Genomic DNA, 17444 nt, shown 5'->3' on the forward strand with positions numbered 1-17444 from the left:
AAAGCAACGATTCTCGTAGCGAACACGACCGGCGGGCAAGCCTCGGCACCGACGCATCGTTGGACGCCGCTGTTGGTCCGCGCTAGATCAGGCTCGCGACACCAGGGTCGTCTTCGGGGCGTTGAATGAACGTAACTGTGTTTGGCTCGGGCTATGTGGGGCTCGTCACCGGCGCTTGTCTGGCCGACGCCGGCAATCAGGTCGTCTGCGTCGATGTTGACGAGGCCAAGGTTGCCCTTCTGAACGCTGGTGGCATCCCGATCCACGAGCCGGGGCTCGAGGGTGTGGTGGCCAGCGGTCGCGCCGCCGGCCGGCTCGTCTTTACCACCAATGTGGCCGAAGCAGTCGACCACAGCGACATTCTGTTCATCGCCGTCGGCACGCCACCGGATGAGAACGGCTCCGCCGACCTGAAATACGTGCTCGAGGTTGCCCGCTCGATCGGCCGGCACCTCACCGGTTTCAAGGTCATTGCCGACAAGTCCACCGTGCCCGTCGGCACTGCCGAGCAGGTTGCCGCCGCCGTCACGGGGGAGTTGCTGAAGCGGGGCTACTCTGCCTCCGCAGATGAGCGCATCCGCCAGGGCCAGCCCGATTTCACCGTCGTCGCCAACCCGGAGTTTCTCAAGGAAGGCGCAGCGGTCGCAGACTTCAACCGGCCCGAGCGCATCATCATCGGCGCCGACGACACCACCAGCGGCCGGCGCGGGCTGGAAATGATGCGCTACCTCTATGCCCCGTTCACGCTGAACCACGACCGCACCATGGTCATGGATGTACGCTCGGCCGAACTCACGAAATACGCCGCCAATGCCATGCTGGCGACGCGCATCTCCTTCATGAACGAGCTTGCCAACCTTGCCGAGGACCTCGGCGCCGACATCGAACTCGTCCGCCGCGGCATCGGCTCCGACCCGCGCATCGGCTACAGCTTCCTCTACGCCGGCACCGGCTATGGCGGCAGCTGCTTCCCCAAGGATGTCAGCGCACTGCTCCGCACGGCGTCCGAGAGGGGCCGGCCCCTGCGTGTCCTCGATGCGGTCGAGCGCGCCAACGAAGCCCAGAAGCAGGTCCTCGGTGCCAAGATCCGCGAGCGGTTCGGCGACGACCTGAGCGGCCTGACCTTCGCCATCTGGGGGCTCTCGTTCAAGCCGAACACCGACGACATGCGCGATGCGCCAAGCCGCGTGCTCATAGCCGAGCTGCTACGCCGCGGGGCTTCGATTCGCGCCTTCGATCCAGTCGCGATGACTGAGGCGAAACGGGTTCTCGCCCTCGATCTCGACGACAGCCTCGACCGCATCGTTTTCACCGAAACCCACGGCGAGGCCGTGGAAGGCGCTGACATTCTGGTGATCGTTACCGAGTGGAAAGTATTTCGCGCGCCGGATTTCCACGCTCTTGCCACGAGGTTGTCCAAGAAAGCGATCTTCGACGGGCGCAACATGTACGAGCCGTCCGCGGTCGAGGAGGCGGGATTGTCCTACTTCCCAATCGGCCGCCGGCAGGTGCAATAGCTGCCCGACATACTGCAGGGTTTAATGGAGCTGAATTTGTCAAAGCGCGTGCGCACAGCCGTGTTTCCGGTCGCGGGCCTCGGGACCCGCTTCCTTCCCGCCACCAAGGCGATGCCCAAGGAGATGCTGACCGTCGTCGACCGGCCGCTGATCCAGTACGCCGTGGATGAGGCGAGGGAAGCCGGAATCGAGCACTTCGTGTTCGTCACCGGGCGCAACAAGGGCGTCATCGAGGATCACTTCGATCGCCAGTACGAACTCGAGCACACGCTCGAGATGCGCGGCAAGGTGGAAGCGCTCCAGGAGCTGCAGAAGGACCTGCCATCCGCCGGCCGCACCAGCTTCACCCGCCAGCAGGAGCCCTTGGGTCTCGGCCATGCGGTCTGGTGTGCGCGCGAACTGGTCGGCGACCAGCCCTTCGCGCTGCTCCTGCCCGACATGGTGTTCCAGGCCCGCCCGGGCGTGCTCAAGCAGATGATGTCGGCCTATGAAGAGCTGGGCGGCAACATAGTGGGCGTCGAGGAGGTCGACCCCAAGGATGTCTCGAGCTACGGCATCGTCGCGCGCGGCGCTGGTCCCGACAGTGGCTTCAGGATCACCGGCATGGTGGAAAAGCCCAAGCCGGCCGACGCGCCCTCGAACCTCTTCATCTCCGGCCGCTACATTCTCCAGCCCGAGATATTCGCGCTGCTCAGCGAGCAGACCCGCGGCGCCGGCGGCGAGATCCAGCTGACCGACGCCATGCAGATCCTGATCCGCACCCAGAACTTCACCGGCGTGAAGTATGACGGCAAGGTCTTCGACTGCGGCTCCAAGCTTGGTTTCCTCACGGCCAACGTCGCCTTCGCCCTCGAGCGCGAGGACCTGGCTGACGATTTCCGCAAGGCGATCCGTGAACTGGGCCTGCTAGAGCCCGACGCAGAGCCCCGCAAAGTGCCCGCGTAAGCGGGCACTCCAGCCACTATTCCTCGCCGGTTTGGGTTAGTCTCTGGCACCCAGACCAGGCGAGTGATTCATGACCATTACCTACGAGTCCGTGCTCGACGACATGGTGGCCGTCGCGCGCGAAGCCGGCGCCCTGACGCTGAGCCATTTCAAGCGCTTCCGTGACATCGAGATCGGCATCAAGGGCCCGGCAGACTTCGTCTCGGACGCCGACAAGGAGTCCGAGCTGCTGATCCGCAGGTATCTCTTCGAGCGCTACCCGGATTGGAGCTTCACCGGCGAGGAGTTCCCGCCCGTCGACAAGGACGACCAAGAGTACCGCTGGCTGGTCGATCCCATCGATGGCACCACCAATTTCATCAACGGCATGCACTACACCATCTCGATCGCGCTCCGCCGCGGCAACGAGACGGTCGCCGGAGTGCTCTACAACCCGCCGGCCGACGAGATGTTCACCGCCATCAAGGGGCAGGGCGCCTTCATGAACGGCGAACGGCTGAAGGTTTCCGAGCAGACCGACATCGGCCTGATGACGGTCGGTACGGGCCTCCCCATTCCCAGCCTGTCGCTCTATCCCGGTGCCTACGAACGGCTCGACGCGATCCGCGCGCCCATCGGCGCCGTGCGCATCGTCGGCAGCGCCGCCAATTCCTGCGCCTATGTCGCGATGGGCCGGCTCACCGGCTACTATGAGGAAACCGGCTTCGTCGACACCGCGTCCGGCATCCTCTTCGTCGAGGAAGCCGGCGGCATCGTCACCGACTGGTGGGGCCGCGGGCCTGAGTACTTCGAGCGCACGGGCGCCATGATCGTCGCCAACAAGGCCACGCACGCCTACCTGCTCGAGATGCTCAAGGGCGTACCGCGGAAAGAGCCGAGGTAGTACCTCCCGCACCCAACAGGGGGGCGGGGAGGAACTCGCTCATGCTCGATTGGAGGGGGCCGTAGCCCCTAGACACCCAGGTCCGCTGCGAACTGTCCAACGGCCGAATCTGCTGGCGGACGTTTGTTCTCGGTGTGGTTCGAGTGCCAGAGGTGGATCGTCTTGCTCCGCTCGGTCAGGAACTCGTTGAAGGACGAGGCAGGCTTCCAGGCGTCCGCCCAGCGTCGGACCGGAAGCGGGTAGTAGACGTCGACCGGATCGGCGTAGTGCGCCAGCCCGTGCCGTTTCGCGAGCGCCGTCACCGCGCGGGGGCCATAGCTTCCCCATCTCAGGTCGGGGGGCGAAAAGCCCCTGAACGTTACCATGCGCAGGTAGAGCCCGAACTGGTGGTCCAGGGCCACCCACCTCGGCACATAGTTGCGCCTGAAGGCCTTGAGCGCGCCCTTCAGGATTCTCGATTGCGGGTCGAGGTAGAGGATGGCGCTGTTGATCGACGCCGGCGTTTCCAGCCCGAACAGGACGCCATTGTAGATCCGGATCGGACTGAGGCAGAGCATGTCGCAGTCGGACCACAGGCCGACGCCCTTGCGCATGAGGAGGTAGCGGAAGTAGTCGCTGGCCAAGGCATAGGACCCATTCTTGGTCCGCAGCGCCTCGAGTTGGGCACGGTTCATGGTCTCGCTCGCATCGACGACCTCGACCCCATGCGGGAGGTCAGGTGGCTCGTCGTATACGTGCAGTCGAACGTGGTGCCCCTGCTTAAGGAAGGATGTGATCGATAGGCGCTCGGTAAAGCCGAGCGGTTTCCCTATCCACAACATGTTTATTGCTGGAAGTTGTCTCACGCGGTCCCTCGGTGCGTCAGAAGAAGTACGTGCAATAATGTGGGGTTAGCACCATCGCAACTGCTTCTTCGGCTCCGCGGAATGGCGACCGCCCGATCGCCAATTCAGTGCAGCAGTGCTGCCACACCCTCGGGGTCGTCGGTGGTGATCTGATCCACGCGCAGATCCAGAAGTCGCCGGATCACCGCCATGCCATCTTCATCGGCTCGGCGCACCGTGTACGCATCGATCCGCCGCCCGTGGGCATGGAACGCACCGATGATGTCGAACCCGTCGCGATCCGCCTCCAGCACCAGACGGTACTCGAGATAGTCCAGTTCCGACTTCGGCGATGCTGCCACCGCATCGGCGACGAACGCGGCGTAGTTGCGCGACTCCATCAACCGCTCCATCGCGCCCTTGTGGCAGGGATCGTATCCGATCCGCAGCCCCGGCGCGCTGTCGGTCAGCACCCGGACCGACTCCGCATCGCCCGATGACAGGATGAAGTGCCGCGCCACCGGCCCGAGCGCCCTCGCGAAGTTGGCGATCACCGCCGGGTTGAGCGCCGCAGCATCCTCCTTGTAGTCGAGCTGCAGCAGCCCTTCCGGATGCGCCCCGTCGCGCGCGATCAGCGCCGCGAGATCCTCGAGCAGCATCACCTTGTCGGCGATCGGCTGCCCGTCATTGTCCCTGAGGTTGAGCCCGCGCAGCGTCTCGGCGGAGGTCTCGCGCACCAGCCCGCTGCCGGTGGTTTCGCGCTCCAGCGACAGGTTGTGCAGTACCGCCATGCCATCGTCGGCGTGGATCACCAGGTCCACCTCGACACTGGCACCGAGCTTCATCCCCTCGATGATCCGCCGGCCGGTGAACACCGGGTCTGTTGCCGTCCGCCGTCCGCGGTGCCACTTGAAGAACGTGCGATGACCGTTGCGGGTCACCGAAATCGCGTCGGCCATAGTCCTAGTTGCTCCGGTGGATCGCCGCGTTGTCGCGGTAGGCGGCAAAGGCGCGCGGCTTGAGGTCGATCGGCTGGCCGTGCGACCAGTCTCGTGCCTCGCCGGTCATCGACTTGAGCCGGGTGCCGTCCGGCAACTCGATATCGACGATCGCGTGCGTGCCATAGTCGGTTACGCGGTGGATCCTGGCCATTCCCGCACCATCGGCCGAAGCGATCTCCAGCGCCTCCGGGCGCACCGCCAGTGTCGCCGGTCCGTCCCCTGCTGGCACCGGCACGGTGAAGCCCGAATGCTTGAACGTCCCGTTGGCAACTGCACCTTCGACGAGGTTCATCGTGCCGATGAACCCCGCAACGAACGGCGTTGCCGGCTCGCGATAGACGACATCGGGCCGCGCCGCCTGCTCGGTCCGCCCGTCACGCATCACCACGATCCGATCGGCCAGCGCCAACGCCTCGTCCTGCCCGTGCGTCACGAACAGCGTCGTGATCTTCAGCCGCTGCTGGATGTCCCGCACCTCTTCGCGAAGACGCTCGCGCAGATGCTGGTCGAGACTCGCAAACGGCTCGTCGAGGAGCAGAATCTTGGGCTCCAGCACCAGCGAACGCGCCAGCGCCACGCGTTGCTGCTGCCCGCCCGAAAGCTGGTTGGTTGCCCGGTGGCCATAGCCGCCAAGCCCCACCAACTCAAGCACCGCCTCGACCTTGCGCCTGATCTCGGCCTCCGGCAGCCGCCTGAGCTTCAGCCCGAACGCTAGGTTCTTGAACACGTTCATGTGCGTCCAGAGCGCATGGCTCTGGAACACCATTCCGGTCGGCCGCTTCTCCGGCGGCACCCGCGTCACGTCCTCACCGTCGATGCTGATCAGCCCCGACGTCGGCGTCTCGAACCCGCCGATCATCCGCAGCAGCGTGGATTTGCCGGAGCCTGACGGGCCCAGGAGGCACACCAGTTCCCCGTCGCCTACAGTCAGGTTGAAGCTGTCGACCGCCGTCGTGGTCGAAAAGCTCTTGGTGACGTTCCGGATTTCGAGGACTGACATGTAGGCCTTCCTAGGCGCCGAAGCCGCGGGCAAAGCTGCCCGAGCTGATGACGCGGCGCGCGAACAGCAGCGCGATGAATGACGGGATCCACAGCAGCACGGAGAGCACCGCGCCGTACTGGATCACCGGTTGGTTGTTGATGAAGCTGATCATCAGAACGGGCAAGGTGCGGATCTGCGGCGCGCCGATCAGCCAGGCGCCCTCGGTCTCATAGAACGTCCCGACGAAGCTTAGGAGGATCGCCGCCGCGATGGTCGGTCCCGCCTGGGGCAGGGTAATCGACCAGAACACGCGCAGTGGCGAGGCGCCCACATCGCGCGCCGCTTCCTCCATGCGCCGGTCCACCGACTGGAACGCCGCCACGGGGATCCAGATCATGAACAGCAATGTCCCCACCAGCTGTATCAGCACCACGCCCCAGAACGTCCCGATCAGGTTGAGGCTGAGGAAGATGCCGGCGATCGCCACCAGCAGCCCGAACTTGGGGAAGGCGTGTCCGGCGAGGAACGAGAAGAACAGGATGTTCCGCCCCGGGAAGTCGAGCCGCGCGAAGGCATAGGCGGCCGGCAAACAGATGAGCGCCGAGAGGAACGTCACCATCGTCGCAAGGCTGAGGCTCATCGTGATGGAACTCCACACGTCGGCACGGGCCAGCGTCTGGTTCCAGAACTTGAGGCCGAACTCCTGCGGGATCACCGAGGGGTAGCGCCAAACATTGGTGAAGGCCCAGGTCCCCACCACGATGAGCGGGAACACGATCACGAGCGTCAGAACCGCGGCAAAGAAGATGCCGGTCCAGTCGATGCGCCGTTCAGTCAGCATCCGGGCCATCTCAAGCCGCCCGGTTCTTGGCGACGGAGCGCACGTAGAACAGTCCGAACACGATGCAGAACCCGAAAGCGATCACCGCCTGAGTGATGGCCATGGTCGGATCGTTCACGTCGCGGAACGTGCGCTGCATGAACGGGCCCATCATTTCCGGCGCCGCCGGGCCCAGCACGTAGGGCAGGGTGAAGGACGAGAAGATGCCGAGCACGGTGAAGCTCACGGCCACGAGGACGGAGTTCGAGATGCGCGGCAGGATGATGTGCCACAGCAGCGCCCAGCGTCCGGCGCCCACGTCGCGGGCTGCCTCGATCGACTGGTTGGATACCGCGCCAAGTCCCGAGAGGAGGATCAGCACCGTCAGCGGAATGTTGTCCCAGACGAGGCCGATCACCGGCCCCCAGGGCGTGAGGTAGGGCGAGCGGATCTTGGGCAGTCCGACAGAATTGAGCAGCAGGTCCACCGTGCCGTTCGGGCCGAGAACGCGGATGATCGCGTAGCTGAGGATGATCGAGGGCACGAACATCGGAAAGATCGCGAGCCCCTGCACATAGGCCGCGAGCCGACCCTTTGCGAACCGCAGGTAGAGTGAGATCGGCAGGCAGATGAGAATGAGGATCAGGGCGCACACGCCCGTCGTCCACAGCGTCAGCCACAGGTTGTTGAGGCTGTACTGGTCGCTAAAGAAGAACGCGTAGGTCTCGAGCGAAAAGCTCCGCTCACCGCCCTCGTTGGGCAGCCACACGGTCCGCCCGATAGCGGAAATGATGGGCCAGATGATCATCCAGCCCACCAGGAACACCGGCGCCGCGACGAGCAGGAGGCCTACTGGCCACCTGCCGCGCTTGGTGCCGACGATGTCGTTGGCGACAGCAGTCGTCGTCGTCACGAATTCGGGTCCACGTTCGGAGCGACGTTGCGGTACCAGCCTTCGTTGATCGCCTTCTCCCAGTCACCGCCCGGGAACGACGGGATGGTGGTCGGGATGACGTCCTTGAACTGCTCGCGCAGGTCGGCCGAGATGTAGTCCCACGACACGCCCGGGAAGCCGCCGAGCTCGGTCAGCACCGCCGACTGGATTTCCTCGGTGAGGATGAAGTCCGCGAGCTTGAGCGAAGCGTCCTTGTTGACGCCGTTCGACAGCACCGTGCTGCGCGAGAAGCCGCCCGGCAGAGCGAGATCCGAGAGCTGCACGAGGCCGGTCGTCTCCGGCAGCACGCCCTGCTTGATCGCCGACAGAGCCTGGTCCGACCAGGCCGGGATCATCGTCACGGCGCTCTGGCCGAGCAGCTGGATCGACTGGGTATTGCCCGAAGTATAGGCGCCGCCGTCGAACAGGGCCGGGGTGATGTCCTTGAGGATGTCCCAGGCAGGAGGGAGCGCCGTCTCGCCGAGTTCGGCAAAGTTCGAAGTGGTGAACTTGGCCGGGTCCTTGCCGTTCGCCTCGTAGATGGCCCGACGGACGAAGTTGCCGCCCGAACCACCCTTGTTGGGGCGGTTGTAGATGAACTGGCCCGGGTTCGCCTTGATCCAGGCGACGAGGTCGGCCCAGGTCTTGGGAACATTGGCCGGGTCGAGCTTGGTGGTGTCGTAGGCGAGCAGCACCTGGCTGCCGCGATAGGGCAGGGAGTACTCGTTGTCGATCGCCAGCGGGTTGACCTTCGAGTAGTTCGAAAGCCCGGCCTCCTTCATGTTGACGAACAGGCCCGCATCGATAGCGCCGTCCGGCAGCCGCGGATCATAGGACTCGAAATAGTCCGCCTGCGGGTCGGAGTTGGTCGAGAGCGCAGCCAGCGCACGCTCGCCGATCGCGATATTGCCCGGTCCGTCGCCGGCGTCGACGAGGTTGAGGGTCACGCCCGGATTGGCAGCCTCGAACTTCGGCTTCACCACGTTGGTCCAGAAGTCGAGGATGTTCTGGTCCGACGAGGTGTACCAGTCGATCTTGCCTGCCTCGGCGAAAGCCATCCGCGGCAGCAGCACCATGCCGGCGGCAGCACCGCCGACCGAAAGCATAAACGCACGACGTTTCATGGTTGTCATTCCTCCTGTTCGCCTCGCAGGAACATCCCGCGGCAGGCCGATCTGACGCCGGCCTTCGGATGACCAGACTAGCCCGGCCAAATCCGCTGGCAAGCGAAAAATGGAATGGAAATTCCATTGTGACAGTCGCGCGGCTGACTCGTTCCGCGTGAGCTGTTGACCCGCTTAAAGCGTATGGAGGTGACAGCCGCGTGACACCGCGGAACGCCTGGATTTCAGGGCGTTTCCGCTGCGTGTCACAATCAGCTCTGGGTCAGGAAATGCCTACCGACTTCGGCAAACAGCTCGAGGTCAGCGAGGGAATCCGAGAGCCGCGTCTTGGGTTTTTCCCCAGTCGTGACGGAATGGTGGAAAGCGCCGAGCTCCACCCGGAAGGCATCCTCGTAGAACGGCCCGATGATCTCGGTTCCGGTCGAGTGGAGGTCGGAGGTGGTGATCTCCAGCCGTGTGGGGAGGTTCCGCACATACGGCGTGTCGTAGTTGATCTTGAAGTGCTGGTTCATCGTCAGCACCTCGATCCCTGCGTCGAAGCGCGCCACGTCGTGGATCACCGCCTCGTAGAGCGCGGTGAAGCTGCCATAGTCGAACATCACCAACACGTTCTCACCGCGGTGCTGCCGGGCGGCCGCAACGCTCTTGGGCGAGCCCAACAGCTCACGCATCGCAGAGAAGCTGTGCGAGGAAAGCCCGGTCAGCACCTGATAGGCGCGAACCTGCTCGGGCGACGCACTGTCCCCCATCACGGTCCGCAGCAGCGCCTGTGTCCTGGCTCGCCCGTCCGCGATCAGCTCTGCCGGCACGTCGTTCGGCTTGACGATGTTGCGCGACTGATCGACGAAGAACTGGCTCTCGCGGATCAGGTCGCGAATGCGGACGTGGCGGATCTCGTCGCGCGCCGGCAGCCGCTCCTTGAGTGCCGTGAATGCCGGCGCGAACCGCCTCATATAGCCCACGAACACGATCTTCTCGTTGTTCTTGTCGAGTTCGATCAGCGGCTTCAGCTCGCCCGCGGTCAGTGCCGCCGGCTTCTCGATGAAGACGTGCTTGCCCGCCTTGATGGCTTTCTCGAGCAGGGGCGCATGCAGGTAGTCCGGCGTGAGGATGAACACCGCGTCGAGCCCCGGATCGGCGATCAGCGCTTCCGCCGAGGCATGTACCGTCTTCGCCCCGTACCGCTCGGCCACATAGGCCGCGAGGCTCGGCGACGCATCGGTCACCGCCGCGATCTGGAAGCGCCTGTCGTCCGCCAGCAGCGGCAGGTGCATCAGCTGCGCCACTTCACCGAGGCCGATAAGGCCCACTTTGATCTGGTCAGTCATCACGCGATCGCCTGCATGTAGTTGAAGTTGCGTTCGGCCAGCTGCAGCGGCGTCTCCACCGCATTCTCGGCCACGTCCTGCTCCACCACGATCGGGCCATCGAAGCCCTTGGCCTCGAGGAAGCGCATGACCGCACGGATGTCGACGGCGCCGTCGGGCAGGGGAGCCATCACGCCTCGGCCGTAGCTATCCGCCACCGACAGCCGGCCGTCGAGCACGAGCTGCCGCACGGTCGCATCGACGTTCTTCAGGTGCATGTAGGCGATCCGCCCCCACACCTTCTCCATGTAGGCCAGCGGGTCCTGGCCCCAGAAGGCGTGGTGCCCGGTGTCGAAGCAGAGATCGATCTCCGTCTCCTTGAGCAGCCGGTCGATCTGCCGCTCGTACTCGACAGCCGTCCCGACATGCGGATGGAAACTCGCCTTGAGCCCGAACTCGCCCTCTATCACCGCCTGCGCCTCGCGCACCGTCGCGACTAGCCCGTTCCACTCGGCCGTATCGAGCACGCCCTCCTGGCCTTCGGGGTACCAGTTGCTCTCGTCCATGATGACGAGGTGTTCGGCGCCCAAATCCTTCAGCAGCGGCGCCAGCTCACGCAGCGTCGACATCAGCACCGGCGCCGAAGCGCGGTCGCCGAAGGTGTGCACATGCGTCGCGCCGATCAGCGTCAGCCCGCGCTTTTCCAGCTCGGGCCCCAGCACCGCCTTGTCCTTGGGCAGGAACCCGAAAGGCCCCAGCTCCGTGCCGCGATAGCCCGAGGCCGCGACCTGGTCGAGGTATTCCTGCCAGCTGTAGGCGTTGCCGGTGGGATAGTTGATGCCCCAGGAACACGGGGCATTGCCGATAAGCATGGGTCAGTCCTGATCGATGTAGATTGGGTTGGAAATGGCGCGCCGGATCGGCTCGTCCGTGAGATGCGAGCCCTTGAGCTGCCACGGCAACTCGCCGCGCTCGCTCGCCGCCTTGGTGAACTCCTCGACCAGCCAGCTGCGGCTGGCCTTCGCGATGACTTCGGCGCGCACGAACGTCTCGGCGCCATCGAGCAGCGCCAGTTCGCCCCGCCAGTCGCCGCTGGTGATTTCCTGCTCGGTGATTGTCCCCCGCGCGTCGATCCACACCAACACATCGCCGCGTGCGCCACGCACGGTCGCCTCGCAGTTGAGCGGCGCCGTCACCGCTGAGCCCATCGGCTGGCCGTTGACCGTGATCTCGAGATGCGGCCCTTTCGGACCCTCGGTTACATAGCCGCGCCCGGCCTTCATCGCCGCGAGCACGGCGTCCTCGCTCAGTTCCGGCAGCCACAGCACCGTGGTCGGCCGCGCCAGCACCAGCGGCCCTTCCTGCTGGAGCTTGGCGGGCTGGTGATAGTCGCTGCCGCCGATCGCCGAGATGCGCAGGCCCGAAGCCAGCCGCTCCTGCCAGCGGGCGAGGGACACCCAGTTCCAAGCCATCCACGTCGACTGCCAGACCTCCTGGCAGTCCGCGGCCGGGAACTCGTAGTCCCAGGGGATGGTCGGCTTGTCGTGGTTGATCGACAGCAGCCCGCCCCGCCGGTGCACCATCTCCGCCAGCACATGCGCGTCCGACGGCTGGGTCATGCGGAAGTCGATCCACCCGTCGACGCCGTAGACGTTGGCGTGCCCGACGGCGGTGGTCACCTCCATGCCGCGCACGAACACCAGTTCCGGCGACGACGCCGGATGGAAATAGCGCCGCTGCGTGATGGTGTTGTGGTCGGCGACGGCGAGGAAATCGAGCCCCGCCTGCAGCGCCGCCTTGTGCAGCGTCTCGGGCGATCCTGCCGCATCCGAGTGGAAGGTGTGGCAGTGGAGATCGCCCCGATACCATCCAGCCTCCGTCCGCACCGGAAACGTCCGCTCCGGCGGTGGAGTGGTCGGACGCTCGGCATCATCGAGCGCGATGGTCACGGTCACCTCGGCCCCATCCGCCGGCACCTTGTAGAGCCCGAGGATGACGTTCCACTCGCCCGCCGGCATCGCCCCATGCACATAGCCGGGCGTCGCATCGTCGGTGGCCACGAAGAACCGATCCCGAAACCCGCCCGACCAGCCGCGAAAGCCGCCTTCGGACGGGTAGGCGGTCATCCCCGGATCGAACATCCCGAGGTCGATCACGCAATCATCCGCCTTGGGATAGGCGAGCGTCACATCAATCCGCGTCGTCCCCTCGGGGACGGTGACCGGGATGTAGAAGTAGGGGTTCTTCGCCTGATCGGCGTGGGTGATGTGGGCTTTGACGATCTGGGTCATGGGCGGGTGAAGCCACAAGCAGACGGCCCCCTCCCATCCTCCCCCACAAGGGGGGAGGTGCCGCATCCAGTGTTTGGCACCATCGAGCCACAGCCCCGGCTCTTCACCTCCCCCCTTGTGGGGGAGGCCGGGAGGGGGCCGTCTGCTTCAGTCAGCACCGCCAAGCTCACAGCGGCCTCTCCCCATCCGCCGCAATCCGCTTGCCCTCCGCGTCGAACAGTGTCGCGTGCGCTCCATCGAACGTGAACGCCACGTTCTCCGTCGTTTCCACCATGTCGTCGGTGAATATCCGCGCCGTTACGCGCCCCCCGTCCTGGCGCTCGAACGTCACCAGCTTCTCGGGGCCCATGTTCTCGTTGGCGAACAGATTGCCGCTGAGCGTGTTTGTGTCGTTGATCGTGCCCATGCTCAGGTGCTCCGGCCGCACCCCGAGCGTGAGCGCCGCGCCCTTACCGAGTGCCGCCTTGATCCCCTGCGAGAGCGGCAAGTTCCGCACCAGCACGCCATGCGCCCTGAGCTGCAGTTGCTCACTTTCGACGATCCCCTCCACCGGGATCATGTTCATCGGCGGGTTGCCGACGAAGTTCGCGACGAACGTCGTCGCCGGCCGGCGATAGATCTCGATCGGCGGCGCGAACTGCACGATCCGCCCGCGATCCATCACCGCGATCCGCGTCGCCAGCGCCATGGCTTCCGCCTGGTCGTGCGTCACGTAGACCGCCGTCATCCCCATGTCGCGCTGCAGGTGGTTGAGGAAGCCGCGGGCCTCGAGCCTCAGCTTCGCATCGAGGTTCGAGAGCGGCTCGTCGAACAGGTACACCCGGCTCGGATAGACCAGCGCCCGTGCCAGCGAGGTGCGCTGCTGCTGGCCGCCCGAAATCTGGCTCGGCAGCCGCTGCAACAGGTCGCCGATCTTCAGCACGTCGGCCACTTCCTTGGCCCGCTTGTGCCGCTTCTCGACGCTCTCGCCGCGCACCTTCAGCGGGTAGGCGATGTTGTCGGCGAGGTTCATGTGCGGGTAGAGCGCATAGTCCTGGAACACCATCGAGATCTGGCGATCCTTCGGGTGGAGATGGGTCACATCGTCTGGCCCGATCATGATCTTGCCCGAACTCGGCGTTTCGAGCCCCGCGATCATCCTGAGGCTGGTGGTCTTGCCGCAGCCGGATGGGCCGAGCAGGCAGATGAACTCGCCATCCGCGACCTTGAAGCTGATGTCCGAAACAGCGTTGAAACTGCCGAAACTCTTGGTGACGTTCTGGAATTCAACCGAGGCCATTACGCTTTGATTCCACCGAAGAAGCGGAAGCCGAACTTCCAGCTGACGAAGAGATAGAGGGCGACGACGGGCAGGGAGTAGATCAGCGAATACGCCGCGAGCAGCGTCACGATCGGCGTCCCCGCCTCGGAGTAGAACGAGTAGATGGCGACCGACGACGGCATCAGGTCATCCGAGCGCAGCAGGATGAACGGGATCAGGAACGAGCCCCAGATGTTGACGAACGCCCACACCACCACGACCACGATGCCCGGCCGGATCACCGGCAGCGCCACGTCGAAGAACGCCTGCACCGGCGACGCACCGGCCACCATCGCGCTTTCCTCGTAGGTCTTGGGGATGCCGTCGATGAAATCGCGCAGGATGAACATCGCCGTCGGCAGCAGCCCGCCCGCGAACACCAGGATCACCGCGATATGGGTGTCCATCAGCCCCACCGACGAGACGATCAGGAAGATCGGCACCATCGCCGCCGTCCCTGACACCACCGACGAGAACAGCAGCAGGATGTAGGTGATCATGCTCTTGCCGGGGATCGACGACCGGCTCAGCGCATAGGCCGCCAGCGTCGCCGCCGCAGCGACGAGGATCACCCCGCCCACGCTCTGGATCAGGCTGTTGAGCAGACCGCGCATGGCAAAGCCGTTGCCGAACACCGTCATGAAGTTCTGCAGCGTCCACGGGTCGGGAATGGCAATGCCCAGTTCCGCCCGCGCGTTGAACGGCGCGAAGATGAACCAGATCAGCGGCAGCGCGAACAGGATGCCGATGATCGCGGCCAGCGCCGAAAACCCGATGCGCGCCAGCAGTTGCCCGAAGCTGAGCCTCATTCCTGCACCGCCTTGGCCTTCTTGCGTCCGAACGACAGGTAGATCAGCGCAAACGCCAGGTTGATCAGCATGATAATCACCCCAACCGCCGCGCCCTTGCCGAAATCGAACTCACGGAAGGCGATGCGATAGTTGTAGATCGACAGCAGCTCCGTCCGGTAGCTCGGCCCTCCATTGGTCAGGATGAACGGCGTGAACACGTTGAACGTCCACATGGTGATGAGGATCAGGTCGGTGACCACGTGCCCGCGGATCAGCGGCAGTCCGATATCGCGGAATTTTTGCCAGCTCGACGCGCCAGCCACGTCCGCTGCCTGAAAATAGCTCGGCGGGATCGACGCGAAGGCCGAGTTGAACAGCATCATCGAGAACGCCGCGCCGCGCCACGTGTTGAAGATGACGATCACCCAGAACGGCTGCTGCAGCAGGAAATCCCCCGCCGGCAACCCAAGGCCGCGCAGGATCATGTTCAGCGTGCCGTTGTCGTAGTCGAGGAAGGCGAACCAGGCGAAGCCGATCACCACCTCGGGCAGGATCCACGCCGCGATCACCGCCGTCTCGACGATCCGCTTCAGGGCAGGGGGGATGGTCTGCATCAGCCACGCCAGCAGCAGCCCGAGCAGCGCCTGTCCCACCAACGCCGACAGCAGCACGAACTGCGTCGTGAGGATCAGCGAAAACCCAAACTGCCCGCGCGTGAAGAACGTCGCCGGGTCGAACAGCTGGAAATAGTTGGCGAGCCCCACGAAATCCGGATTGAGCGCGGTCTTTCCCAGGAGTGTCCGGTTGGTGAACGAGACAAAGATCACCCAGAAGAACGGCAGGAGCACGAACACGCCGACGAGCGCGGCGGCAGGAGCGAGAAACGCCGCGCCGGCACGATGCGAGAGGAGCGAGAAGTTCTTCTTCATACGAGCTGCCATGTCTTGGATCGGTCGAGCCCCAAACACCGGCCCTGCCTTCTCCCCTTGTGGGAGAAGGTGGCGCGTAGCGCCGGATGAGGGGTCCGCAACCGCAGGTTGCGCGATCGGAGCGAAGCGACGAGCGATGGAGTGCGCGGAGAGAGACCCCTCATCCGCCCTTCGGGCACCTTCTCCCACAAGGGGAGAAGGCCACCGGCCGCTTGCTTCCGCGCTTCAAGCAATATGACAAACCCCAATCGAGAAAAGGAACCTCCCCGGCCGCAGACAGGGTGCCGGGGAGGGTTTCCCAGGGAGCGCCCGGCTCAGGGAGGGCCGGGCGTGGGAGGACGGGCCGCGGGGAGGCGGCCCGCCGAACTCAGAGCTTCGAAACCGTGTTGGCTTCGCCCACGATCGCGATCACTGCCGCCTTGTAGGCCGCCATTGCATCTGCCGGGCTCGCTTCGCCCGAAACCACGCTTTCGGTCATGCGCTGGATCTCGGCCGACACCTTGTTGTAGTTCGGGTCGTTCGGGCGCGCGGTGGTCAGCGACAAGAGGCTCTCCTGCGTCTTCTGCAGGTAGACGTTGTTCGGCGTCGCCACGTCGTCGCGGATGCGGCGGGCTTCACGGAAGCCCTGGAACGCGGTCAGCGATTCCTGGCTGTTCATGTAGCTGAGCAGCGCCCAGGCTTCGGCCGGGTTCTTGGTGGCGGGGTTGAGCACGAAGCCCGTACCACCCGAAACCGTCACGTAGTCCTGACCGCGATAACCCTTGCCCGGCTCCTGCGCCGGCATCGAGGCCCAGGTCACTTCTGCATCGCGGTTCTCGAGCCCGAATTCGGCGCCCGGCGCCATCACCGAGTTGAAGAACCAGTCGCCTTCGACGAGCAGGGCAGTCTTGCCGTCGCGGAAGTTGGTGAAGGTGCGGTTGCGGCCGTCGCCGAGGAGCTGCGCGCGCTGGTCGCCCAGTTGCTCGTCCACGTAGATGGTCTTGTAGAGGTTGAGGGTATCGAGGATGCCCTGGCTGGCGACGATGTACTTGCCGTTCTCGTCGACTACGCTTTCACCCGTCCCGAGGATCGCCATGTAGTAGCCCTGCATGGTGGTGGCTTCGCCCATGTTCACACCGGCATTGAGCTGCAGCGGGAACGAGTCGGGGTTGGCCTTCTTGATGGCGCGGGCCGCGTCGAGCAGCTCGGCCCACGACTTAGGCTGGAAGGTGTCCGGGTCGAGGCCGGCCGACTTCAGCAGTTCCTTGCGCACGAAGATGGCGCGCACGTCGGTGCCCAGCGCCAGGCCATAGGCCTTGCCGCCATAGCTCATCAGCGACTTGGCGCCTTCCGAAATGTGGCTCCAGCCTTCCCAGTCGTTCACGGCTGCGCCCGCAACCTCATCCAGCGGCTTCAGCAGCCCGCCTTCGACGAACGAGGGGATCAGGAAGCCGTCGAACGCCGCGACGTCGGCGCCGGCGCCGGTCGAGAAGTCGAGCGCCAGCTGCTGGGTCATCTGCTCGTCCTTGCCACCGAACTCGTTCAGCGACACGGTGACGTCCTTGCCCTCGGCCTTCATCTTCTCGGTGAAGCCCGGGATCACGCTTTCCTTGATCCAGGTCGCGGTCTCGCTGTTCACGCCGCCGACGACGCAGCGGCAGATCACCGTCAGGTCGACTGCGAAGGCCGGGGTAATCATGGTGGTGGCAGTTGCAAGCCCCAGATACAGGGCGCGCAGGCGATTGCTCATCGCGAAATTCCTCCCTTGGTGGCGCCGCGTTGCGGGCGCCGAATTGGCGACAGCGACGGTCAATCCT

General features: G+C 64.8%; 16 protein-coding genes. 3 read left to right on the forward strand and 13 right to left on the reverse strand.

The genetic code is table 11. The features are described from left to right. Nucleotides 1-125 precede the first annotated feature (125 nt). The 3 genes from PRN20_RS10105 (at nt 126) to PRN20_RS10115 (ending at nt 3345) form a co-directional block, all read left to right on the forward strand. A complete protein-coding gene (locus tag PRN20_RS10105; protein ID WP_273957206.1) occupies nt 126-1517 on the forward strand; it encodes a UDP-glucose dehydrogenase family protein in 1392 nt (463 codons plus the stop codon). A 36-nt stretch (nt 1518-1553) separates the two neighbouring features. Then, the gene (galU, locus tag PRN20_RS10110) at nt 1554-2462 is read left to right on the forward strand and encodes a UTP--glucose-1-phosphate uridylyltransferase GalU (RefSeq protein ID WP_273957207.1); all 909 of its coding nucleotides are present in this window, start codon (nt 1554-1556) and stop codon (nt 2460-2462) included. 70 nt (nt 2463-2532) lie between these two features. Then, on the forward strand, nt 2533-3345 hold the full coding sequence (locus PRN20_RS10115) for an inositol monophosphatase family protein (RefSeq protein ID WP_273957208.1): 813 nt from the start codon (nt 2533-2535) through the stop codon (nt 3343-3345). A gap of 68 nt (nt 3346-3413) precedes the next feature. On the opposite strand, the gene PRN20_RS10120 is transcribed toward PRN20_RS10115, so the two are convergent. The 13 genes from PRN20_RS10120 to PRN20_RS10180 all read right to left on the reverse strand — a co-directional run bounded on the left by PRN20_RS10120 (nt 3414) and on the right by PRN20_RS10180 (nt 17377). Further along, a complete protein-coding gene (locus PRN20_RS10120; protein WP_273957209.1) occupies nt 3414-4019 on the reverse strand; it encodes a hypothetical protein in 606 nt (201 codons plus the stop codon). A gap of 275 nt (nt 4020-4294) precedes the next feature. Then, complete coding sequence (locus tag PRN20_RS10125; protein WP_273957210.1) at nt 4295-5128, reverse strand: glycerophosphodiester phosphodiesterase; 834 nt, start codon at nt 5126-5128, stop codon at nt 4295-4297. A gap of 4 nt (nt 5129-5132) precedes the next feature. Then, entirely contained in the window at nt 5133-6170 is a 1038-nt protein-coding gene (locus PRN20_RS10130) for an ABC transporter ATP-binding protein (protein WP_273957211.1), read from the reverse strand. Nucleotides 6171-6180: 10 nt separating this feature from the next. Continuing rightward, entirely contained in the window at nt 6181-6993 is an 813-nt protein-coding gene (locus PRN20_RS10135) for an ABC transporter permease (RefSeq protein WP_443112547.1), read from the reverse strand. 10 nt (nt 6994-7003) lie between these two features. Beyond that, complete coding sequence (locus PRN20_RS10140; RefSeq protein WP_273957213.1) at nt 7004-7885, reverse strand: ABC transporter permease; 882 nt, start codon at nt 7883-7885, stop codon at nt 7004-7006. After that, on the reverse strand, nt 7882-9030 hold the full coding sequence (locus PRN20_RS10145; RefSeq protein WP_273957214.1) for an extracellular solute-binding protein: 1149 nt from the start codon (nt 9028-9030) through the stop codon (nt 7882-7884). Before PRN20_RS10145 ends, PRN20_RS10140 begins: the two co-directional genes overlap by 4 nt. Nucleotides 9031-9281: 251 nt before the next feature. Further along, the gene (locus PRN20_RS10150) at nt 9282-10358 is read right to left on the reverse strand and encodes a Gfo/Idh/MocA family protein (protein ID WP_273957215.1); all 1077 of its coding nucleotides are present in this window, start codon (nt 10356-10358) and stop codon (nt 9282-9284) included. Then, nucleotides 10358-11209 carry a sugar phosphate isomerase/epimerase family protein gene (locus tag PRN20_RS10155; RefSeq protein ID WP_273957216.1) on the reverse strand — a complete coding sequence of 284 codons (852 nt, stop codon included), beginning with the start codon at nt 11207-11209 and terminating at the stop codon, nt 10358-10360. The genes PRN20_RS10150 and PRN20_RS10155 overlap by 1 nt, the downstream gene beginning before the upstream one ends. 3 nt (nt 11210-11212) lie before the next feature. Further along, nucleotides 11213-12628, reverse strand: coding sequence for a CehA/McbA family metallohydrolase (locus PRN20_RS10160; protein ID WP_273957218.1), 1416 nt, complete (start codon nt 12626-12628; stop codon nt 11213-11215). Between the two features lie 166 nt (nt 12629-12794). Continuing rightward, nucleotides 12795-13907 (reverse strand): ABC transporter ATP-binding protein, encoded by a 1113-nt coding sequence (locus PRN20_RS10165; protein ID WP_273957219.1) that lies wholly within the window; start codon nt 13905-13907, stop codon nt 12795-12797. After that, nucleotides 13907-14737 (reverse strand): carbohydrate ABC transporter permease, encoded by an 831-nt coding sequence (locus tag PRN20_RS10170; protein ID WP_273957220.1) that lies wholly within the window; start codon nt 14735-14737, stop codon nt 13907-13909. The genes PRN20_RS10165 and PRN20_RS10170 overlap by 1 nt, the downstream gene beginning before the upstream one ends. Continuing rightward, a complete protein-coding gene (locus PRN20_RS10175) occupies nt 14734-15660 on the reverse strand; it encodes a carbohydrate ABC transporter permease (RefSeq protein ID WP_273957221.1) in 927 nt (308 codons plus the stop codon). Before PRN20_RS10175 ends, PRN20_RS10170 begins: the two co-directional genes overlap by 4 nt. A 355-nt stretch (nt 15661-16015) precedes the next feature. After that, nucleotides 16016-17377: an extracellular solute-binding protein gene (locus PRN20_RS10180; RefSeq protein ID WP_273957222.1), complete on the reverse strand. Its 1362-nt coding sequence runs from the start codon at nt 17375-17377 to the stop codon at nt 16016-16018. Nucleotides 17378-17444 lie beyond the last annotated feature (67 nt).

Origin of the sequence: Devosia sp. ZB163 (assembly GCF_028613635.1) — a bacterium.
In the GTDB taxonomy this organism is placed as follows: Bacteria; Pseudomonadota; Alphaproteobacteria; order Rhizobiales; family Devosiaceae; genus Devosia_A.

Excerpts from the sequence above, each read along its gene's own strand:
- PRN20_RS10105 (WP_273957206.1), top strand. The coding sequence starts at position 126 with ATGAACGTAACTGTGTTTGGCTCGGGCTATGTGGGGCTCGTCACCGGC.
- PRN20_RS10155 (WP_273957216.1), bottom strand. The coding sequence starts at position 11,209 with ATGCTTATCGGCAATGCCCCGTGTTCCTGGGGCATCAACTATCCCACC.
- PRN20_RS10145 (WP_273957214.1), bottom strand. The coding sequence starts at position 9,030 with ATGAAACGTCGTGCGTTTATGCTTTCGGTCGGCGGTGCTGCCGCCGGC.
- PRN20_RS10165 (WP_273957219.1), bottom strand. The coding sequence starts at position 13,907 with ATGGCCTCGGTTGAATTCCAGAACGTCACCAAGAGTTTCGGCAGTTTC.
- PRN20_RS10135 (WP_443112547.1), bottom strand. The coding sequence starts at position 6,993 with ATGCTGACTGAACGGCGCATCGACTGGACCGGCATCTTCTTTGCCGCG.
- PRN20_RS10115 (WP_273957208.1), top strand. The coding sequence starts at position 2,533 with ATGACCATTACCTACGAGTCCGTGCTCGACGACATGGTGGCCGTCGCG.
- PRN20_RS10125 (WP_273957210.1), bottom strand. The coding sequence starts at position 5,128 with ATGGCCGACGCGATTTCGGTGACCCGCAACGGTCATCGCACGTTCTTC.
- PRN20_RS10150 (WP_273957215.1), bottom strand. The coding sequence starts at position 10,358 with ATGACTGACCAGATCAAAGTGGGCCTTATCGGCCTCGGTGAAGTGGCG.
- PRN20_RS10180 (WP_273957222.1), bottom strand. The coding sequence starts at position 17,377 with ATGAGCAATCGCCTGCGCGCCCTGTATCTGGGGCTTGCAACTGCCACC.
- PRN20_RS10160 (WP_273957218.1), bottom strand. The coding sequence starts at position 12,628 with ATGACCCAGATCGTCAAAGCCCACATCACCCACGCCGATCAGGCGAAG.
- PRN20_RS10175 (WP_273957221.1), bottom strand. The coding sequence starts at position 15,660 with ATGGCAGCTCGTATGAAGAAGAACTTCTCGCTCCTCTCGCATCGTGCC.
- PRN20_RS10130 (WP_273957211.1), bottom strand. The coding sequence starts at position 6,170 with ATGTCAGTCCTCGAAATCCGGAACGTCACCAAGAGCTTTTCGACCACG.
- PRN20_RS10120 (WP_273957209.1), bottom strand. The coding sequence starts at position 4,019 with ATGAACCGTGCCCAACTCGAGGCGCTGCGGACCAAGAATGGGTCCTAT.
- PRN20_RS10170 (WP_273957220.1), bottom strand. The coding sequence starts at position 14,737 with ATGAGGCTCAGCTTCGGGCAACTGCTGGCGCGCATCGGGTTTTCGGCG.